The following is a 20,155-nucleotide window of genomic DNA, read 5'->3' on the forward strand; positions in this document are numbered from 1 at the left end:
GTGGTCACTGCGGTGATTTCTGACCTACGCGCTTGCCAACGCGGAACGCAACGAACGCGACAGCGGCGAGCACGCCGATGAGACGCCCTGGCTGGGAAAGCTGGTCCATGACCATTCGGCTCATGAACGAGAACGCATTCAGGCTGTTGTCGGGGGCGGTGGAGGAGTGCGCCGCGTTCGAATGGGTGGCGGCTCGTGTGGAGGTGGTGGCGCTGCGCGCCGTGGCTTCGGGTCCGCTAGCCGCGCTGGTAGCTCCGGCCACCTCTGGCCCGGTCTGCTGCGTCGCTTCCCCGAGCATTGCCTGAAGGTTGTCGGCGAAAAGAGACATCATTTGATCGGTCACGCCGCCAATGATGCTCTTGCCCATCGCTGCGACCTTGCCGGAGAGATCGACATTCGCCGTGACGAAACCGGTGGTGTGCCCGTCTGACTCGGCGAGCACCAGCGTCGCAGACCCCTGCGCGGTGCCTTGCCCCCTCGTCTCCTGGGCCCGGCCGTCGAACACGGCCCGATGCTGGTCGGCGTCTCGTTCAGCCACGGTGAGCTGGCCGCGGTATTGCATGGCAATTGGACCCAGCTTCACTTTCATGGCCACCTGGTAGGTGTCGTCAGAGAGCTTGTTCAGGATCTCGGCCCCCGGCACGCAGCCGGCCACCCGTTCAAAATCCATCAGGGCATCCCAAACCTGGTCGATGGGTGCATCAACGCTGAAGGTGCTTTCAATCTGCATGGCGGTGTCCTCTGTTCGTCATCTGGATGCGGTCGAGTGAAGATGTTCGGGGTGAATGGGCGCAGCACCATTCGTGTCGGTGTGAATCGCCCTGGCGACATCCGCCAATGCCGCGTAGCTGTGTCCGCTGACAAAGGCATCGCAGTAGGGGAGCGCAGCCGCCATGCCGCCGACCAACGGCTGGTAGCCCTCCGCAGACTTGCGCGGGTTCACCCAGACGATCGTGCGCGCGAGCAGCCGGAGGCGCTTCATCTGAACGGCGACCTGATCGGGGTCATCCTGCGCCCAGCCATCCGACAACACGACGACTACGGCGCCCCTCGCGAGACCGCGACGGCCGTACTCATCAATGAAACTGCGGATGCTCTCCGCGAGCCTGGTTCCGCCAGCCCAGTCTGGCGCGTGCTCGGCCGCACGGGCCAGCGCCCGGTCAGGGTCGCGGGCCGTCAGTTGGCGCGTCAGCCGCGTCAATCGGGTCGAGAAGACGAAGGCCTCCGCCCGCGCGCCCGCGACGGCGCCCTGCAGCAAGGAGAGGAAGACGCGCGTGTACGGCTCCATCGAGCCGGAGACGTCGCAGAGCAGCACAAGCTGGCGCGGCCGCGCTGTGCACTCGGCGTATATGAGCCTCTGCGCATCGCCACCGGTTCGATGGGCTGCCCGCACTGTGCGGCGGAGGTCGACCCTGCCACCGTGCAGCGAGGGGCGTGTTCGACGGCTCAGCCTGACCGGCGTCGACATCACCAGCTTCCGCACCAGCTCGTGCATGTGCAGCAACTCCTCAGGCGTGAGCTGCGCGAATGACGTCTCATGAAGGCGTTCGTCGACGGATGCGGCGGCAAGAATCGCGTCGCGCGTTGACTCCTGCGAGTCGTCACCGTCACCGCCTCCGCCGGTACCGACAGTGACGGCGGGATCAACACTCGGCACGTCCTGGGGCGATGCCTCAGGGCGCTGATCGCTGGCCGTTGGCCGTGCTGGCGATGGCGCCATAGTCGGCGGTGCATTCGGGTCGCCGCGGCTCTCTGCAGGGTCGCCGGTTCCCGCGAAGATTGCCGCGAACGCCGCGTCGAACAGGTCGAGCTGGTCCCTGCCGGTGACGAACACGACCCTGCACGTCCAATACAGTGCGTCGATGGTGAGGGGCGGAACAAGACGAAATGCCCGGGAGAGTCTCGCCGCACGATCGGGGGAGCTGGGCAGTCCAGCCCGCCGCAGCGCCGTCGTGATCCCCACCGCCAGCGATGCGGCTTCGACGCTGGGTGCTGGGTGGCGACGTTGTTCAGCCATGCTGACCCTCGTGCTGTCCCTGGCTCTCCATCAGCCAGGCGGCGCCTCGCGCAGTTCCGAGCTCGCGATCGTCACGGTTCTTGAGGAGCGATCCCCAGGTGCGATCAATGCTCGGTACATCGAGCCGGTCGACGCCCAGCACGGTCAGCGCCGACACCCAGTCGATCGCTTCTGCGATGCCAGGGGGTTTGTCGAGATCGAGCGAGCGCAGCCGGGCGACGGCCGATGCGGCCTGCAGTGCAAGCGGTTCCGCGCTCTGTGGGACCTTCCGGCGCACGATCTCTGCGATTCGATCCGGCGATGGGTAGTCGATCCAGTGGTACAGGCATCGGCGGGTCAGCGCGTCGTGCAGGTCACGGGTGCGATTTGATGTCAGGACGACGACAGGGGGATGCGACGCGCGTACCGTGCCGAGCTCCGGGATTGTGACGGCGGCCTCTGCGAGCATCTCGAACGTGAATGCTTCAAACTCGGCATCCGCCCTGTCGATTTCGTCGAGCAACAGCACAGCCGGACGCGGGCCGCGATGCTCGATAGCCTTGAGTAGCGGCCGGCGCAGCAGGTACTCCGGCCCGAACAGTTCTATCTCGTCTACATTCGACCTGTTTGCCTCTGCCAAGCGGATGCCGAGCAATTGGCGCGGATAGTTCCACTCGTAGAGTGCTTCCCCGGCATCGATGCCCTCGTAGCACTGCAGCCGGAAGAGCGGAGTGTCGAGCACCCGTGCCAGCGCGAGCGCTGCCTCAGTCTTCCCCACGCCGGGTTCGCCCTCGAGCAGGATGGGCTGCGGCAGGCGCACAGCCAGGAAGAGGGCGGTGGCCAGGCCCGCATCGGCCAGATAGCCGACATCGTCGAGAGCTGTGCGCAGTGCCTCGACGTCTGGAATTTGGCTACGCACGTCATCCGTTGCGCCCGGTCGGGTCGAATCGATCATCGTGGCCCTCGACATCCTCGGCCACGAGGCGAGAAATCACCGGGCGGCGACATACTGTTCCGGGCTGGCGAGGAAGGTTGTCTGGCAGGAGGCAGAGCAGAAGTAGTACGTCTCACCGTTGACATCGACATGAATGGATGCCGACACAGCGGCGACTGACATGCCACAGACCGGATCGACGGCGATGGTTGATGCCTGCTGGGTGCTGGGCGGTCGGAACGTCGCGCGCTCCTGAATCAACTGCGCAAAGATCGACACCGCGATCTCTCCCGGCGTCTTGGCGCCGATGTCGAGCCCAGCAGGACTGTGCACCCGGATGCGATCCGCCTCTGCAGCGCCCAGCGAACTCACCACTGCTGCGCCGCGCCGTGGGCTGGCAACCAGGCCGACGTAAGGCACCTGCGCTATCAACGCCGCTTCAAGGGCCGGCTCCTCGTCGCGGCCGTGTGAGGCAACAACAAGAGCGGCGTCATCGGGTGCTGGGTCCACCGACAGGCCATCCCGGAGGGCCATGCTCCACCCTGCCGCGGTACCGACGGCGACGATGGCATGCGCAATCGGGGTGGTACCGACCACGACGACCCGGGGAGCCGGAAGCCTGGGTTCGAGGAAAATCTCAATGGCGCCGCCGCTCAGGCACGGGTTCGTCACTTCGACCACGCCGGACTCCGGCTCCGCAGACGGTTCGCCAGGCAACACCCTGAGCAGCAGCGGTTCACCGGTCGAGAGCGTCATCAAGCCGTATTGCCGAACGGATGCTTCGACGCAGTTGCCGCCGACGAATCCGTCGATCTCGCCGCGTGCGTTCACCAGCGCGGTGTCTCCTGGCCGTGTGCTTGTCGGCCGTTGCGCACGCACGACGGTGGCGCGCACGAACGCTTCGCGGCGCGCTGCGAGTTCGTGCGCGCGCGTGGACAGGGTGTCTCCCTGTGATGCGGGGTCGGGCGGTGACTCCACGTCGGGCGGTGGTGCCATGTCGGGTGACGTTGCCATGTTAGATCGGGGGCCGTGCTCTGCCCTGCATGGCCTCCCAGACCCTGGCTGGCGTGCACGGCATGTCCATATGGGTGACACCGAGCGGCGAGAGTGCGTCGACGATCGCGTTGACGATGGCCGGGGGAGACCCGACTGTGGCCGACTCTCCGATGCCCTTTGCGCCGATCGGGTGATGCGGCGACGGGGTGACGGTGAACCCGGTCTCCCAATTCGGAACTTCCATCGCGGTGGGGATGAGATAGTCCATGAATGTGCCGCCCAGGTTGTTGCCTGCCTCGTCAAACTCGATGAGCTGCATAAGCGCCATGCCAACGCCATCCGTCAGACCGCCGTGCACCTGGCCCTCGATGATCATGGGGTTGATGCGGGTTCCACAGTCGTCAACGGCGATGAAGCGTCGTACCGTAACGTGGCCGGTACCTGGATCGATGTCGACAACGCAGATGTATGCACCGTACGGGAACGTTAGATTGGGCGGATCGTAGGTCACCTCCGCGTCGAGGTTGCCATCCACGCCCTCGGGGAGCGCCACAGTGCCATGCGCGCCCATCGCAATTTCTGCGATGGTTTTTCCCACGCTCGGGTCGCCGGTCACGAACCAGCGGCCCTTCTCCCATTCCAGGTCTTCCGGTCGGGTCTCCAGCATCGCTGCGGCGATCAGTCGCGCCTTCTCACGCACCTTCCTGGCGACGAGAGCCACCGCTCCGCCGCTGACGGGCGTCGACCGGCTGCCATAGGTGCCCAGACCGAACGGGGTCTGGTCGGTGTCGCCGTGCACGACGTCGATGTCCTCAGGGGGGATGCCTATCTCCTCCGCCACGATCTGGGCGAAGGTTGTTTCGTGTCCCTGCCCCTGGCTCTGGACTGAGATTCGTACGACCGCTTTGCCCGTCGGATGGACGCGCAGCTCCGCGCCGTCGTTCATTCCGAGGCCGACGATGTCCATGTGCTTTCGGGGTCCGGCGCCGACAGTCTCCGTGAAGAAGGCAACGCCGATGCCCATCAGTTCGCCGCGTTCCCGCTTCTCTTTCTGCTCGCGCCGAAGCTCGTCGTACCCGGCAATCTCCATCGAGAGCCGCATCGTCGCTTCGTAGTTGCCTGAGTCGTACTCCCACCCGGTCTTGTTCGGGTATGGAAACTGGTCTGGCTGTATGAAGTTCTTCAGCCGGAGTTCAGCGGGGTCGATCTCGAGCTTGTGGGCGAGCATGTCCACCAGCCGCTCGACCAGGTACACGGCCTCCGTGACCCTGAATGAGCAGGCGTATGCCACGCCCCCAGGCGCCTTGTTCGTGTAGACGCCGGTCACTGTGCAATGCGCAGCCTGGATGTCGTAGCTGCCGGTGAAGATGTGGAAGAACCCCGCAGGGTACTTCGTCGGCTGCGCCGTCGCGTTGAAGGCGCCGTGGTCGGCGAGGACGTTGGTGCGCACGGCGAGAATCTTGCCGTCCTTCGTCGCCGCGATCTCGCCCTGCATGATGTAGTCGCGGGCGAAGGAGGTCGACATGAGGTTCTCCGACCGGTCTTCCACCCACTTGACCGGCTTGCCGGTGACGATGGACCCGACGACAGCGAGGATGTATCCAGGGTAGATCCCGACCTTGTTGCCAAAACCGCCGCCGATGTCGGGGGACACGACCCTGATCTTGTGCTCGGGGATGCCTGCGACAATCGCGAACAAGGTGCGGTGCGCGTGCGGGGCCTGGCTGGTCTCGTAGAGGGTGAGCGTTCCGTCGATCGGATCGAAGTCGGCGACGGCGCCGCAGGTCTCCATGGGCGCAGGGTGCGAGCGTGGATAGACAATCTCTTGCGAGATGATCACGTCGGCTGTGGCGAAGACGGCGTCGGTGGCAGCGGCGTCTCCCGCCTCCCAATCGAAGATGTGGTTGTCGGTGCGGCCGTCCATTTCGTCGCGGACGACGGGAGCGTCGGCATCCATCGCCCGTCTGGCGTCGACAACGGCGGGCAGTACGTCGTATTCGACCTCGATGAGTTCCAGTGCATCACGCGCTGCATAGCGGTCCTCTGCCACGACGAACGCAACCTCCTGGCCCTGGAAGCGCACTTTGTCCGTGACGAGCACGGCCTGGACGTCAGCCGACAGGGTGGGCGCCCACGCCAGGTTGAGTCCGAGGAGGTCTTGTCCCGTGATGACAGCAACAACGCCAGGGTGGGCAAGTGCTGCGGTGGTGTTGATGGAGACCAAGCGGGCATGCGCGACCGGCGCGCGCAGAATGGCGCCGTGCAGCATGCCAGGCAGCACGATGTCATCGACGTAGTGGCCCTTCCCCCTCACGAAGCGTGGATCTTCCTTGCGCTGGATGCGGCCGTAGCCGATCGGGCGGTCCTCGTCTCCGGCTGCAGGGTTGGCGGGGTGGTCGAGTGCGATAGTCATGCGCTGACCTCCTTTTCAGTGGCGTCGGCGATGCGTTCGTGTATCTCGACCATTTCGTCTGTCTCGGCCATCTCAACCTGCTCGATCACAACATCCGCTTCGGGGGCGGCCTGTGGATGTTCGGCTGCCCACTGCACCGATCTGACGATGGTGGCGTAGCCCGTGCACCGACACATCTGGCCGGAGATTGCCTGGCGGATCTCGGTGTCGCTGGGGTGGGGATTGTTGTCGAGCAGCGAGCGGGCGGTGAGCATCATGCCTGGGGTGCAGAAGCCGCATTGCAAGCCGTGTTCCTCCATGAATCCCTGCTGCACGGGGTCGAGCGTGCCGCCGACGGCCAGTCCCTCCACCGTGGTGATGGCATGCCCGTCCGCCATGGCGGCAAGCACGGTGCATGACTTCACGGGTTGGCCGTCCATGAGCACCACGCAGGTGCCGCAATTGGACGTGTCGCACCCCCAGTGCGTGCCCGTCAGTCGAAGTGTGTCCCTGATGAAATGCACGAGCAGGACACGCGGCTCGATCTCCCGTGTGACGTCGTCGCCATTGACCGTCATGCTCACCTGCATCGGCTTCAGCCTTCCTGTGGGGTGTCGGCGATGGCGCGCGCCGTGGCACGCTGCAGCACCCTGCGGGTGAGCTCGTCGGCGAGATGGAGTTTGTAGTCGATCGGCCCGCGTTGGTCGGCAACCGGTTTTGCGGCTGCCGCGGCGAGCCGACCGGCCTCGATGAACAGCTCAGCTGAGGGCTTCTGCCCCCTGAGCACAGCTTCGGCAGTGGGGATGGTTCCCTCGATCCCGACCGCCGTGAGACCGAGTGCGGCGTCGGCGATGGTGCCGTCATCGGCGAGTGTCACCGCGGCGCCGGCCGCCACGATCGCCCAGTCTCCAACGCGGCGCTCCACCTTCTCGTAGGCGCTGCCCGTGAGCGGATGAATGGGGAAACGGATCTCGCACAGTATCTCGTTGTGGGCCACGGCCGTCTCATACGGGCCCTGGTGGAATTCGGTCATGGGGATGACGCGCTCGCCGCCTGGTCCGCGGATCACGACTTCTGCGCGCAGGACATCGCACACGGTGGCGAGATCCTCCGCGGGATCTCCCTGGCACAGCGAGCCACCGATGGTTCCGCGGTTACGCACCACTGGGTCAGCAATCACACGCTCGGCGTCGGCGATGATCGGGAACAGGCTCACGACATCCGCTGATGCAAGGAGTGCGGCGTGCCGTGTCATCGCGCCCACCCGCAAGCGATCATCCTGTCTCAGGATGAAGTCGAGTTCGAAGAGGTCGTTGATGTCGATGAGCCATTCCGGCCTGGCCAGCCGGAGACGCATCATCGGGAGCAAGCTGTGCCCGCCGGCGACGACCAGGGACTCAGGTCCGTGCCGGTCGAGAAGGGCGATGGCGTCGTCGACATTTGTGGCTCTGACATAGTCGAATGGAGCCGGAATCTGCATTGTGGCCTCCTCATCTTCGAGTGGCCCACAACGTGAGCTTGGCTCAACTAGCTCACATCTTGCCCTGCCGTTTCGGTGATGTCAATATTTCTCCAACCGGCGCGACGCGTTCGGTGGCACGGACGACTCGCCAACGGTGGCGGGGGGAGTGGGCAACGATGATCGCGGTGGCGTTGTGCCTCTCTGTTGCCGCGATGGTCGTTGCGATCAGGCATCAACGGCCCGGTGCTCGCACTGTTGCGGGATCTGTTGCGGGATCTGTTGCGGGACCTGTCGCACGACCCGGTGCACAGTTTGTGCGTGGGCGACAGGTGAGCGGTCGGTGGCTACTCGGAGCATCGACGACGGTCTCGATGCTGGGCATGGGCGCGCTCATGTTCGTCCCCCTGCTGCTGCCGGAATTCACGTCGCTCATGACGGTGGCACTCGGCGGAGCGCTGCTGCTCATCGTGGTGACGATGGTCGCCGTTGATCGGATGCGGAGACTGTCAGCGCTGGGCAGCGGATCGATCCAGCATTGGCAGAAGTGTGTCGGGGGCCTTGCCGTCGTCGATCTTGGCTTCATGTCGCTCGCTGTGCTGGTGATGCCGGCTCATGGAACTCTCCAGGTGGCGACGCAGTCGCTGGCGGCCGCTACGGCCTCTGCGTCAGTGATGGGCGATCAGCATGCGATGACGGAGGGTGGCGTGATGATGTGGGCCGTGCTTGCGACGTGGCTGGCGTGTGCTGCCATCCTGGTTGCCCCTGCGCTGCGGGCAGAACGGAGTATCGGCGTTTCGCACGCCGTGTGTTCAGGGCTGATGATCGCCGCGATGGCGGTGCTTGTGCTCGCCGGAAGCTAGCCGGCAGCGTGTGGCGTGTCAGTCGTCTTCGGTGTCGTTGTCTGCAAAATGTTCGATCGCGGCGGCCTCTTCGGCCGCCTCAGCGACGGGTGCTTCATCGCTTTCGTCGGCCTCATCAGCCTCATCAGCCTCATCAGCCTCGTCGGCGTGACCAGCAGCTTCAGCCCGTGTGCCTTCGTCGAGCGTACCGGTGCCGTCCGGGTAGCCGGCCTCATCTGGATACTCGAGATCCGCCGCCGGGGTCTTCTTGTCTTTGTTGTCAGGATCGGTCATGGTCGCAGGCCTCAGTCGCGCTGGGGCAGCTCTTGCAATGCCCACGTGTTGCCGTCGGGATCGGCGAAATAGACGAAACGACCCCAGCTCTGTTCGTCAACCGGACTGGCATCCACGCCGGCAGCCACAAGCTGGGCACGCGCCGCATCGGCGTCGGCGACCACGATCTGGATGCCCTTCTGCGAACCGGGTTGCATCTCAGTGATCCCCTCGCCGAAGCAGATAGAGCACGCCGAGCCGGGCGGCGTGAGCTGCACGAATCGCAGGCTCTCGTTCACTCGCTCGTCGAAGTCGGCATTGAACCCGACCTGGTCGACATAAAAGGCTTTAGCCCGGTCGACGTCGGTGACGGGGAGTGCGACGAGTTCGATTTTCCAGTCCATGCGTATCCTCCAGGCCGTGACGCATGCTCGTCGAGCATGACACTGCCGAGGCTATCGCTGTCGGGGTCGCCCGAACAGATCCCAAACCGGCCTACACAAACGAGCGCGTCTCAACCAATTCATAGATGGCTTCCCCCCGGGGGCGCTGTTGCACCGCGAGGAGCCACATACCGGATACCGTGCGACCCCGCTGGTCGACCGGATCAACGAGGAGTGCCGGAAGATCGCCGAAACGATCGGGCTCCAGCGCGATGCGCGGTGGGTACTTGGTGAGATGTGGCCCGCGAAGTGCTGCGAGGATGAATCCTGTTTTCATGGGCTATACCTTCCGCTCAGTGACTATGGAGCACTATCGGCACGGTGCAGCGACACGTAAGCCTGCTCTGTCCTCTGGGTGTGCCGAGGCGGCTGGCGAGGCCGGCGGTTAACGTCGAGTGCACCGGATGCCAGGCATCCGGTGCACTCGTGGTGAACGGCTAAACGCTATCCGACTTCGGTGGGTGCGGTCGGGGCCGTTGCGAGGATATCGATGACGAACACGAGGGTGTCAGTGCCACTGATGCCGGCCTGTTCGTTGCCCGCCTCGCCGTAGCCCTCAGCCGGCGGGATGACGACCAAGACCTGTGAGCCGACGGTCTGGCCGACCAGTGCAGCCTTGAACCCGGGAACGACCTGATCGGTGGCGAGCGTTGTGGGGCCTGCGGTCGTCCACGAGCTGTCGAAGGTCTTGCCGGTGGCCCAGACGACGCCGGTGTACTCAAGAGCGACGGTGTCGCCGTCGGCGACGACTGCGCCGTCACCCTTCTTGAGGACGGAGATCTGGAGATCACTCGGGGCGTCGGTGCTCGGAATCGTGATGGTCGGCGAGCCGTCCTTGGCCAGCTTGACGGTGGGGAAACCGTCCTCTGCCGGCTGGTCGACGCCGGTCGCGCGAGACGGAACAACCTCGTTGACGTCAATGACGAAGATCATCGAGTCGTCTGCACCCACACCGAAGTCGGTGGAGCCCGTCTCGCCGAACGCCTCGTCTGGCGGCATGATCGCCACGACGCGGTCGCCGGTCACAGAACAGTTGAGGGCCTTCACGAGACCGGTGATGTACTGGGAGTCGTCGACGGTGAGGGTCGCTGTTGCGGCCTCATCGCCATAGCCGGTGCTGTCGATGGTTTCGCCCGAGGTGGCGTTGTATGCCGTGTACGAGATGTACAGCAACGAACCGTCTGTTGCTGCCTCGTCGCCATCGCCTTCGATGACAACGCTGCGCTCCGTGGTCTCTGTGGTGAGCGGCTCGTCAAAGGTGACAGTGGGCTCGGTGCCGAAATCGCCGCTCACCGAGATGGCGTCAGAGTTCGTTCCTGAGGTCGTGCATTCATCCGTCACCGAAGCGGCGTCGGTGTTCGCAGCGTCATCACCGCTGCTACTGCAGGCGGTGAGGGCGAGAGTAACGCCGACGATCGTAAGAATTGCGGGGAGTTTGGGCACGAGAAGTCTTCCTGTACGAGGTGAATCGAGAATTCGACCCCTTCAGAGTGCCCGGTCTACCTTTGAAGAACCTCAGTGCGACCTGAGTTTCTGCCAAGGTGCGGCTAGTCGCCTTGCTTGACCAGCGTGCCGATGTCTGCCCCGGATGCATCGAGCACCGTCATGATCTCGCCGTCGAGTGTGGCAGACGCCGCGTCCGACAGCCAGGTGTCAACGCCGTCACAGGCCATCCGCGTCGAACCGATCTCGGTGAATGTGACGGTGGTGTCGTCATCCGCGCTCCAGCCGCCGATCAGGCGGTTGCAGCCGTCAGAGCCCGACAGGTCACCGGCGTCGGCAAGTTCGAGGTAGGCGTCCCCCGACTCTGGGGATGCACCCCAGACGCCGGGAATGCCCGCTTCGGCCGAGGAGCCGGAAGCGGCGCAGCCGGTGAGCAGTGTCACGGATGCGGCGAGTGCAATCAGAATGAGTGAGGCCTTCATGGACAACACCATACTGGGATGAGGCCGCGCCATGCCGGAACGAGCCGGCACATCGACTGCGTGCCTGTGCCGGAATGGATGATGTCGTTCAGTCGTCGAATCCACGCGCCGTCAGGGCTTCGCCGATCGCGTCTGCCGCGTACAGCGAACGCACGACGACAGGGACGGCCAGCGCAACCATTGAGCCCTGCACGCCCCTGGCTTTCCGTGCCTCCAGTACCTCTGTGACGATGTCGGCGATGAGCGGAATGCATCGGATAGTGAGAGCGACGAGCAAGCCGACGCGATCGGTATCAACCCACCGGCGGAACGGCCGGAGCAACACCTGGAACGTCTCAAGCACGGACGTGACGGTTGTCGTCAGCGTGAACAGCGCAGCGAGAGCGACCGCAATGAGCAAGCGACCGGCCATCAGCGCGGCGACAACCCAGCCGGCGAAAATCGCCTGCAGCGGCACGGCAATCACGAGCAGCCACAGGACCGGTGCCACCTGGGTCCACACAACCCGAAGCGGTACCCCGGCCAGAAGAATGAGCACGACCACGCCGCCAAGGGCAGCGGCCAGATACCAGGGATCGGAGATCAGGCTGACGCCGATGACGCTCACCGCCAGCACGGTGAGCTTCAATAGCGTTGGCGTCCGATGAACGAAGGAGCGCCCCGGATAGTAGAGGCCGATCATGCCAGCAGTGACCTGTATGCCCCGAGTGCGGCGTCCGGCACGTCGTCAGCGACGACGCGTCCGTCTTCGAGGACGATGACGCGGTCGAATCGCTCCAACAGGCTCAGGTGATGAGTGACGATGATGACCTGCTGGCTCATCGATTCGAACTGCTCTGCAATGAGTCGGGCGTTGCGGGCGTCGAGCAGCGTCGTCGGTTCGTCGGCGACGATCACGTCGGGTTCGGCGACGAGAACGGATGCCAGGGCCAACAGCTGCTTCTGGCCGCCAGACAAACGGTGAGCGGGGTGCTCAGCGTGTGCGGTGAGGCCGAATCGCTCCAGCGCCGCTGCCGTTCGCGCTGCGCTCTCTGCAGCCCCCAGTTTGTGTCGCCGGAGCGTGAATGCCACGTCTTCCTGCACCGTCGGCATGACAATCTGATTGTCAGGGTTCGTGAAGATGAAGCCGATTCGGCGGCGCACCTCTTTGGCGTGCCGCGCGACGTCGAGCCCGTCTACCGTAACCGTGCCTGTGTCGGGCGTGACGAGTCCGTTGATGAGTCTGGCGAGGGTCGACTTGCCAGACCCGTTGGCGCCGACGATGCCGATTCGGTGCTCGGACAGCGTGAGTTGCAGGCTGTCGAGCACCCGACGATCGCCGAAGGAGTGGGAGACGTCGTCGAAGCGGATGGTGCTCACGGTGCGACCGGTGCTGGGGTCTCTGGGGCGTCGCGGGTGCCTGGCGTTCGGCGCCAGCGCGCCGGGGAGATCAAGCCGGGGTACGCCTTGTGCACCTGGCGGGCGACCAGGACGGTCACGACGACCTTGATCACGTCACCGGGCAGGAACTTGAGGCTGTCGAGAGCAGCCACCCACAGCGGGATGCCGAGGTTGATGGCGGTGACGGGGATGCCGATGAGGTACACGGCAACGACTCCGCCGAGGAACGTCGCACCGATGGCCTGCCAGAACGGGTAGCGGGGGAGCAAGCGAGCGGTGAGGAAACCGATCACGGCCACACCGAGCAGCCAGCCGTACGGGTAGCCAGCAGCGGGAGAGGTGGTGAACCAGACCAGTCCGCCGCGACCGCCGGAGAGCAGCGGCAACCCGGCAGCGGCCAACACGAGAAGGAGCAAGACGGCCAGAAATCCCTTGCGCGCGCCGAGGATGGCTCCGGCCAGCATGACGCCCAGCGTCTGGAACGTGATCGGCACGGCACCAGCGCCAATGCTCAGTGCGCCAGGAAGGCCAAGGGCAGCAATGATTGCAGCGAAGATCGCGATCTGCGCCAGATCCCTGGCGGTGAGCGTGGATGAAGTCATGTATTTCAATTTAGGATTCGGCTGTAGGCGGATGTCGACGAGTGTCTACAAAGATTTCGTTGGTTTTCTATGATGTTCAGTTTTGCCCGTCGGGGACGTTGGTTTCGAGACGACGGCTCCTTCGTCGCAGTCTCCTCAACCAGCGGCACGTCCGGTCGCAGCGAGGATGGCATCCGCTGCCCGTACCAGCGCCAAATGCGACAACGCTTGCGGCGTGTTCCCCGCTTGATGCTTGCTGGTGACGTCGTACTCCTCAGACAACAGTCCAACGTCGTTCGTCAGGCCGATCAGCCGGTTCATGAGTGCGACAGCATCGTCGGTCCGACCGGATGCCGCGTACTGCTCCACGAGCCAGAAGGAGCATGCAATAAATGGATGCTCACCGGGCTCCAGCCCGTCGACGTCTGCGTGCGTTCGATAGCGCATGAGCAAGCCATCGCGCATGAGGTCGGCTTCAAGTGCGGCAACGGTTCCGAGCATGCGTGGATCTGAGGCACTGCAGAACCCGACCTGGGGGAGTGCAAGGAGCGACGCATCCACTTCGTCTGACCCGAAGTACTGCACGAAGCTGTTGCGTTCCACGCTGAACCCGTGCTCTTCAATGTCTCGGCGCACCTCGTCGCGGAGTGCGGTCCAGCGTTTCAGCGGTCCGGCGAGACCGAATTCCTCAATGCCGCGCACACCACGATCGAAAGCTGCCCACACCATGACCTTGGAATGGGTGAAATCACGGGCGGGGCCGCGTACCTCCCAAATACCGTGATCCGGCCGTCGCCAGTTGTTCTCAAGAAACGACATGAGCGACCGTTGGAGCGGCCAGGAGAATTCGATCTCCTCCACGCCGGCCTCCCGCGCCGAATGCAGGGCCACCATCACCTCGCCGATGACATCGGACTGGAACTGACTCACGGCGCCGTTGCCGACCCTGACGGGAGCCGCTCCGCGGTAGCCGGGTAGCGAGTCGAGTTCACGCTCCGGCAGATAGCGCTCGCCGGCAAGGCCATACATGATCTGCACATCATTCGGGTCACCGGCGATGGCGCGGAGCAGCCAATTGCGCCAGGCCTCAGCCTCGCTCGCATAGCCGTGCGAGAGCAGCACCTGCAGGGTGAGCGCGGCGTCTCGCAGCCACACATATCGATAGTCCCAGTTGCGTGAGCCGCCGAACGACTCGGGGAGCGAGGTGGTCACCGCGGCGACGATGCCCCCTGTCGCCTCGTGGGTCAGCGCTCGAAGCACCAGCATCGACCGCACGACCTCTGCGTGGAATGGTCCGTCGTGGTCGCAGGCCTTCGCCCATTCGTTCCACCACGCCGCTGAGGCGGCGATCACGGCCGGCACGTCGGCGGCTTCGGGTGTCGGGCGATGAGAGGGATACCACGTCAGTTGCAGCTCGATCGTGTCGCCAGCATCCACGGTGAAAAAGGAGACGTGGCGTTTCTCCTCAGCGTGCAGATACAGGCCGCGCACCACGACGGCATCGGGACCGGCCACCGCGATGAGCCCGTGGGTCCGTTCACCTTTGAGCTGGCGCACCCACGGAATGACGGAGCCATAGCCGAAGCGCATACGAAGATCCTGCTGCATCTCGACAGAGCCGGAGATCCCGCGGACGAGGCGCGCGACATCCGCTCGATGATCGCCATGTGGCATGAGATCCACCACCTCCACCTGGCCGGATTTCGTGGTCCAGACCGTGCGGAGGATGAAGGTGTCATCGATGTATTCGCGCGTGCACGTCGCGCTGGGATCAACGGGAGCAACCAGCCAGCGGCCCTGGTCTTCTGCGCCCAGGAGCGCGCCGAATAGCGAGGGAGAATCGAAGCGCGGCAGGCATAGCCAGTCGATGCTGCCATCAGAGCCAACGAGCGCGCCAGTGTAGCTGTCGCTGATGAGGGCATAGTCCTCTATATTCAGCGCCATCCGCTCCTCCTGACTGTTAGCGCGCAGCACCCACCCGTCGTCGGCGGTCGTTCTTGCGACGCAGGTCGCGGTTGAGACGCCGATCACCGTGGTACAGGATCGATGACCAGTCAACAGGCTTTGACGGGTCGACGAGTGACCGTACTTCGGCTACCGGCTTCTTCTTGTCGACGTAGAGCCAGCTGAGAGTGCCGAGCCACAGGTCGACCACCGAGTTTTGGAGCCCAACGTAAGCCCAAGTCGCGTACCCGGCAAGCGACGCATTGAATGCGGCGAAGAGGGCATTTCCCCAGTTCTGTGCCGAGATGTCGCGCACCAGGGTCAGCAGCGAGAACGCAATGATCAGGTAGGGGACGACGACATAGAGCACAGGTGCCGCCGTGCGGTCCTTGACCTTCGGCGTGCGAACGAACGGGATCTTCTCGCCGGTGATGGCCTGCTGGATCGACTTCAGCACACCAGCCAGGTTGACAGGCAGCAGCACGAGGTTGAACCCGTAGATGCGCAAAATGTCGCTGAAGCGGTGGCCGCATGCGCGCAAGTCGCTGCCCATCGCGAGGAAATAGGGAAGCGCTGCCAGGAACACGACGGGGGAGAGCAAACGGCTGTCGTACGGATACGCCAGCAGGAACAGTAGACCGAAGCTGGCCCAGGCGATCGACGCCATGTAGTTGACGCGCAGCCACAGCTCGCGAACCAGGATTCGTTCGCGGCGGAAGCGGCGCTCCCTGACCTGGTCCCACAGCTTGGGGAGGATCAGGAGTCCACCGTTTGCCCAGCGACGGCGTTGCACGACGAGCGAACCGAAGTCTGGGGGAGTTGCAGAGTAGCTGAGGCGTTCGGGGTAGTTCACCAGGGTCCAGCCGTGGGTACCGAGGTCGACGCTCGACTCGGTGTCCTCGATGACCGTGCGGTCCTGGATGTAGGTGGCGATCTCAAAGCCGCCGACGTTCTCAATCTCGACGATGTCTTCGATCGCACGCTTGCGGATGACGGCGTTGGCGCCGACCCAGAAGGTGGCGCCGTAGTAGCTCATGCCCTGGTGCAGGATGTGCTGGAGGTCGGTGGTTGCACCGGCGATGCGTTCGATACGGGTGGGCGCTCCCCGGAATGAGGAATACGGGGTCTGCGTGACGGCGACCCGCTCGTTGCCCGGCTCCTCAAGGAAGTAGACCAGGCGCAGGCAGTAGTCGCGCAGCAGCAGGGAGTCAGCGTCGAGGGTGAGCAGGTACGGGCTGTCAGGAATGACCAGGTCAGCATCGGCTTCGTTGGCGGCGTGACGCAGGACGACGCCGTTCGCCGTCTTCTCCTCGCGCCAGTTGCGGCCCATCAAGCCGATGTAGGAGTTGAGGTTCATCGCCTTGTTCGACTCGTGCGAGAGCGATGAGTACTGTTTGCGCTGGAAGCTGCTCAGGCGAGCAGTGAACGTGAGCTCAAGTCGGCGACGCATCTCAAAGACGCGGTCGATGTCGGGGTATTCCTTCTGGTCAAGCGACGCGTTCAGGGCGAGAAGGTTGAGCCTGAACTCTGAGGCGAGGCCCATGAGGATCTGGTCGATGAAGAACTCATCGACATGGTCTTCCATCGGCTCTGCAGCAGCCATCTCTTCGAGCCAGACCGCGGCTGCCTCGTAGTCCCCGGCGAGTTCCTTGACGTGGCGACGCAGAACGGATGCGCCGCGCTGGCGCTCGTCGTCCAGCTTCTGCCGAGCGGCCTCGAAGCGGGAGCGTGGCCCTTCGAGGGCCTCTTCGATTTCTCCTGGGAGGCGCAGCGTTGCGGCGAGTCGTTCCCGATCGCTGTCGTTGGTCTGGACAGGGGAATCGTCAACCAGAAGCACGATGCGGACATTGGGGAACTCTTGCAGCGCGGCCGACCACAGCGTGCCGCGAACGACGGCTGGCTCTTCTGCATAAGAGGGAACAAGCACCGTGACGGCACTGTCGTAGTCGCGGAAGTGTCGGTCGAGCTCAGCGCGGGGGACGCGAGCGTGGTCGCGGAACCGGTACAGCGCACCCTGGCGGGCGAGCAGGTACATGAACGCGGAGAAGTTGAGGAACGTGACGACGATCAAATAGCTGATCGCTTCCATCGTGAAGCGGAATCCGCCCGGTGATTCGATGAACTCGCGAACGATCGTGGTGAGCACATAAATAAGCCAGAAGACGAACGTGGACAGCATCGCGATGCGTCCCCACATAATCTTGCTCACACTCGGGCGGGGATGCATGATCGAGAGCGGCTCAGATCGGCGCTCCGAACCCCACTGCCGTTTGCGGGCGCGCGATTGTTCCTGTTCAAGTGTCATTTTTTAAGCTTTTCCCCGTACTCATATTTTCGGACCGCACTCGTAGGATAGGGCAATCGTGACAATGTATTGCGTCGTGGTATGCAACTATTGTCACAATTGATACGTGCGCACCCGACCGCATACTCCCTTTTTTCTCCAACGCTGTGAGGTTTTGTGTCTGCGCGCTTTCCCAATCGACGCCTGTCCCTGGTGCGCCTCACCGTGCTCGTCGGAATTGTCGCCGGCGTGGGATTCGCCGGTGTTCAGGGCTGGAAATGGTTCGAGAACGAGTACACGGCCACAACGGATGCCTGGTTCGCCGGCTACGTCGACGTAACGGCCACGCCGCAGTTCACTTTCGAGTCGCCGCGTACCGCCGCAGACAAGAATGTTGTCCTCTCGTTCGTGGTGGCTGACGCCGACTCGGCGTGCACGCCAACGTGGGGAGCCGCATACACGCTGCAGGAAGCATCAGACCAGCTTGACCTCGACCGCCGTCTTGCCCGCCTCGAGCAGCAGGGCGGCAATGCGATGATCTCGTTCGGTGGTTTGTTGAACGACGAGCTTGCCGTGAGCTGCACCAATCCGAGCGAACTGAAGCGTGCATACGCCGATGTGATCGACCGCTACAACGTGCAGTCAATCGACCTTGACATCGAGGGCGACGCTCTCGCGAACACCGAGGCCAACGCGCGGCGGGCGAGCGTGCTCGCCGAGTTGCAGGCCGAAGCCGCTGCTGCCGGCACACCTCTTGCTGTCTGGTTCACCCTTCCCGTCACACCTGACGGCTTGTCCGTTGATGGGACGAACCTCGTTGCCGGCGCACTGGATGCCGGAGTCGAGATCACGGGCGTCAATGCCATGACCATGGACTTCGGCGACAGCAAGCCGGAAAAGCAGTCGATGATCGATGCTGTCACCTCGGCGCTGACCGCGACGCAGCGCCAGTTGGGTGTGCTCTACAGCCGCGCAGACATCAACCTCACAGACGTCACGCTCTGGGGCAAGATCGGGGCAACGCCCATGATCGGTCAGAACGACGTGCGCGATGAGGTTTTCACCCCTCAAGATGCCGAAGCGCTCAATGCCTTCGCCCAGGAGAAGCATGTCGGTCGTGTCTCGATGTGGTCGTCGAACCGTGACCAGAGTTGCGGCCCGAACTACGACGACGTGACTCGCGTCTCTGATGCCTGCAGCGGCGTTGCACAGGGCGAGGAGAGCTTCAGCTTCATTCTGGGAGCAGGATTCACTGGTGTGCCCGATTCCAGGGCTGGCGTCGAAACCACCGTGGAGCCCGTATCCGACGAAGACCTCACCGACGACCCTGCAACGAGCCCGTATCCCATTTGGTCAGAGGATGTCTCTTACCGTGCAGGAACCAAGGTTGTCTGGCACCGCAATGTGTACGAGGCAAAGTGGTGGACAAAGGGCGATGTCCCCGACAACCCCGTGCTGCAGGCCTTCGAAACGCCGTGGACACTGATCGGTCCGGTCATGCCAGGGGAAACCCCGGTGCCGGTGCCGACCATCGAGCCAGGGACTTTCCCTGAGTGGGCGGGCAACCAGACCTATGCCGCCGGCGACCGCGTTCTCTTCGACGGACACCCGTACGAGGCGAAGTGGTGGACCCAGGGCGACAGCCCACAGGCCGCTGAGACCGATCCGGACAGCTCACCGTGGATCGTGCTTGATCCCGCGGACGTGCTCGAGGAGATTGCTGGCGCGGCCACCACATCGGAAACCGCAGCGCCCGCCACTCCGTAGCCGGCCAGGTGCTGTCGCGAGAACGCGGCAGCACGGCTGCACTTTACGTGCGCAAGCTTGCTGCGAGTAGCGAGTAGCGAGTAGCGAGTAGCGAGTAGCTACGCGACGAGGCGTTCGCGCTGGCTTGATGCGCGGGCGCCAGAGGTGACCACGAGATCCGTAGACATCTCTACGTCGTGAGCAACGGCATCCGCAACCGGAGCCTCTGCAATGACAGTCGTGGGGCCTGTTACCGGATCTGCCCACACTGAGATCGGCGCTGGGGTCCAGGGAAGGGCAGCAGGTTCAGCCGTCACCTCTCCGCGCAAGACGGACAGCTGGGTGCGCAACTGGGCAGTGAGCAACTCAGCGATCTGTGTGGTCTTCAAATCGTGGAAGATCACGTCGGTGTCATCGTCGCTGCGCGGCGTGAGCGTCCAGGAGCCAGCGGAACCGATGAGTTCACCAAGCGTGGCCTGAATTGTCTCCAGGATCTGTTCGTCGCTGAGCTCAGGAGCCGGGGGTTGAACGACGGGTGCGACACGACGTCGACGACCGAACATATTGAACCCCTTCCGCGCTGGCAACAGCAGTGATACCAGTCTCGGTCACCACCGCGCTTTTACGGGCCTGACACGCCGTGCGGCGCGGAGCAATCAGCTATTTGAGCGCTTTTCATTCGCTTCCTCGACGACCGTGCCGATCGCGATCGCGGCGCCAATCGCCCATCCGATCCACATGAGGATGAGGCGCCAGTCCCTGGGGCCCTTCCTCGTGGCCTGAATGGTGTTCCAACCGCCGGACAGCACGCTGAGCATCGCAGTGCTAAAGATAAACTTTCGCATTTTTGCCTCCACGACCTAACGTACCTGCCGGTCCGGCTAAATGAACAACTGGTAGTCTGCCGTGAGCAGCAAGGTGTGAACCCCAGAGCTCACGCCGGAACGGACGAGTCATCGC

The 20,155-nt window shown here is 63.9% G+C and carries 21 protein-coding genes; 2 read left to right on the forward strand and 19 right to left on the reverse strand.

Going from position 1 to position 20,155, the window contains the following annotated elements; genetic code table 11:
* Nucleotides 1-4: 4 nt before the first annotated feature.
* From AC25Y4_RS01810 to AC25Y4_RS01840, 7 genes are read right to left on the reverse strand one after another with little or no spacing between them, the layout of a single operon-like run.
* Nucleotides 5-730: an SRPBCC family protein gene (locus AC25Y4_RS01810; RefSeq protein ID WP_488118655.1), complete on the reverse strand. Its 726-nt coding sequence runs from the start codon at nt 728-730 to the stop codon at nt 5-7.
* A gap of 18 nt (nt 731-748) precedes the next feature.
* Nucleotides 749-2,017 carry a vWA domain-containing protein gene (locus tag AC25Y4_RS01815; RefSeq protein ID WP_488118656.1) on the reverse strand — a complete coding sequence of 423 codons (1,269 nt, stop codon included), beginning with the start codon at nt 2,015-2,017 and terminating at the stop codon, nt 749-751.
* Nucleotides 2,010-2,951 carry an AAA family ATPase gene (locus tag AC25Y4_RS01820; protein ID WP_488118657.1) on the reverse strand — a complete coding sequence of 314 codons (942 nt, stop codon included), beginning with the start codon at nt 2,949-2,951 and terminating at the stop codon, nt 2,010-2,012. The genes AC25Y4_RS01815 and AC25Y4_RS01820 overlap by 8 nt, the downstream gene beginning before the upstream one ends.
* 36 nt (nt 2,952-2,987) lie before the next feature.
* Complete coding sequence (locus AC25Y4_RS01825) at nt 2,988-3,926, reverse strand: XdhC family protein (protein ID WP_488118658.1); 939 nt, start codon at nt 3,924-3,926, stop codon at nt 2,988-2,990.
* A gap of 19 nt (nt 3,927-3,945) precedes the next feature.
* The gene (locus AC25Y4_RS01830) at nt 3,946-6,339 is read right to left on the reverse strand and encodes an aerobic carbon-monoxide dehydrogenase large subunit (protein WP_488118659.1); all 2,394 of its coding nucleotides are present in this window, start codon (nt 6,337-6,339) and stop codon (nt 3,946-3,948) included.
* Entirely contained in the window at nt 6,336-6,908 is a 573-nt protein-coding gene (locus AC25Y4_RS01835) for a (2Fe-2S)-binding protein (protein ID WP_488118660.1), read from the reverse strand. Before AC25Y4_RS01835 ends, AC25Y4_RS01830 begins: the two co-directional genes overlap by 4 nt.
* A 5-nt stretch (nt 6,909-6,913) precedes the next feature.
* A complete protein-coding gene (locus AC25Y4_RS01840) occupies nt 6,914-7,798 on the reverse strand; it encodes an FAD binding domain-containing protein (RefSeq protein ID WP_488118661.1) in 885 nt (294 codons plus the stop codon).
* A gap of 311 nt (nt 7,799-8,109) precedes the next feature.
* On the opposite strand from AC25Y4_RS01840, the gene AC25Y4_RS01845 reads away from it, so the two are divergent.
* Nucleotides 8,110-8,640 (forward strand): hypothetical protein, encoded by a 531-nt coding sequence (locus AC25Y4_RS01845; RefSeq protein WP_488118662.1) that lies wholly within the window; start codon nt 8,110-8,112, stop codon nt 8,638-8,640.
* A gap of 18 nt (nt 8,641-8,658) precedes the next feature.
* On the opposite strand, the gene AC25Y4_RS01850 is transcribed toward AC25Y4_RS01845, so the two are convergent.
* The 10 genes from AC25Y4_RS01850 to AC25Y4_RS01895 form a co-directional block, all read right to left on the reverse strand.
* Nucleotides 8,659-8,913, reverse strand: a complete 255-nt coding sequence (locus AC25Y4_RS01850) for a hypothetical protein (RefSeq protein WP_488118663.1) — start codon at nt 8,911-8,913, stop codon at nt 8,659-8,661.
* A gap of 11 nt (nt 8,914-8,924) precedes the next feature.
* Complete coding sequence (locus tag AC25Y4_RS01855; protein WP_488118664.1) at nt 8,925-9,296, reverse strand: glyoxalase superfamily protein; 372 nt, start codon at nt 9,294-9,296, stop codon at nt 8,925-8,927.
* A gap of 91 nt (nt 9,297-9,387) precedes the next feature.
* On the reverse strand, nt 9,388-9,612 hold the full coding sequence (locus AC25Y4_RS01860) for a hypothetical protein (protein WP_488118665.1): 225 nt from the start codon (nt 9,610-9,612) through the stop codon (nt 9,388-9,390).
* A gap of 167 nt (nt 9,613-9,779) precedes the next feature.
* A complete protein-coding gene (locus tag AC25Y4_RS01865; RefSeq protein ID WP_488118666.1) occupies nt 9,780-10,778 on the reverse strand; it encodes an FKBP-type peptidyl-prolyl cis-trans isomerase in 999 nt (332 codons plus the stop codon).
* 104 nt (nt 10,779-10,882) lie between these two features.
* Nucleotides 10,883-11,260 carry an META domain-containing protein gene (locus tag AC25Y4_RS01870; protein WP_488118667.1) on the reverse strand — a complete coding sequence of 126 codons (378 nt, stop codon included), beginning with the start codon at nt 11,258-11,260 and terminating at the stop codon, nt 10,883-10,885.
* Between the two features lie 88 nt (nt 11,261-11,348).
* On the reverse strand, nt 11,349-11,942 hold the full coding sequence (locus AC25Y4_RS01875; RefSeq protein WP_488118668.1) for an energy-coupling factor transporter transmembrane component T family protein: 594 nt from the start codon (nt 11,940-11,942) through the stop codon (nt 11,349-11,351).
* Entirely contained in the window at nt 11,939-12,619 is a 681-nt protein-coding gene (locus tag AC25Y4_RS01880) for an energy-coupling factor ABC transporter ATP-binding protein (protein ID WP_488118669.1), read from the reverse strand. Before AC25Y4_RS01880 ends, AC25Y4_RS01875 begins: the two co-directional genes overlap by 4 nt.
* Entirely contained in the window at nt 12,616-13,242 is a 627-nt protein-coding gene (locus AC25Y4_RS01885) for a biotin transporter BioY (protein WP_488118670.1), read from the reverse strand. Before AC25Y4_RS01885 ends, AC25Y4_RS01880 begins: the two co-directional genes overlap by 4 nt.
* Before the next feature lie 135 nt (nt 13,243-13,377).
* Nucleotides 13,378-15,165: a glycoside hydrolase family 15 protein gene (locus AC25Y4_RS01890; RefSeq protein ID WP_488118671.1), complete on the reverse strand. Its 1,788-nt coding sequence runs from the start codon at nt 15,163-15,165 to the stop codon at nt 13,378-13,380.
* Nucleotides 15,166-15,181: 16 nt separating this feature from the next.
* Nucleotides 15,182-17,470 carry a glycosyltransferase family 2 protein gene (locus AC25Y4_RS01895; RefSeq protein WP_488118672.1) on the reverse strand — a complete coding sequence of 763 codons (2,289 nt, stop codon included), beginning with the start codon at nt 17,468-17,470 and terminating at the stop codon, nt 15,182-15,184.
* 156 nt (nt 17,471-17,626) lie between these two features.
* Here AC25Y4_RS01895 and AC25Y4_RS01900 point away from each other — a divergent pair, with 156 nt between their 5' ends.
* Entirely contained in the window at nt 17,627-19,216 is a 1,590-nt protein-coding gene (locus AC25Y4_RS01900) for a chitinase (RefSeq protein WP_488118673.1), read from the forward strand.
* Between the two features lie 98 nt (nt 19,217-19,314).
* Here the strand turns inward: AC25Y4_RS01900 and AC25Y4_RS01905 are convergent, their stop codons facing one another.
* Both AC25Y4_RS01905 and AC25Y4_RS01910 read right to left on the reverse strand, forming a co-directional pair.
* Nucleotides 19,315-19,758 (reverse strand): hypothetical protein, encoded by a 444-nt coding sequence (locus AC25Y4_RS01905; RefSeq protein ID WP_488118674.1) that lies wholly within the window; start codon nt 19,756-19,758, stop codon nt 19,315-19,317.
* A 93-nt stretch (nt 19,759-19,851) separates the two neighbouring features.
* Nucleotides 19,852-20,040, reverse strand: coding sequence for a hypothetical protein (locus tag AC25Y4_RS01910; protein WP_488118675.1), 189 nt, complete (start codon nt 20,038-20,040; stop codon nt 19,852-19,854).
* Between the last annotated feature and the right edge of the window lie 115 nt (nt 20,041-20,155).

This window comes from Leifsonia sp. Y878 (assembly GCF_057669685.1).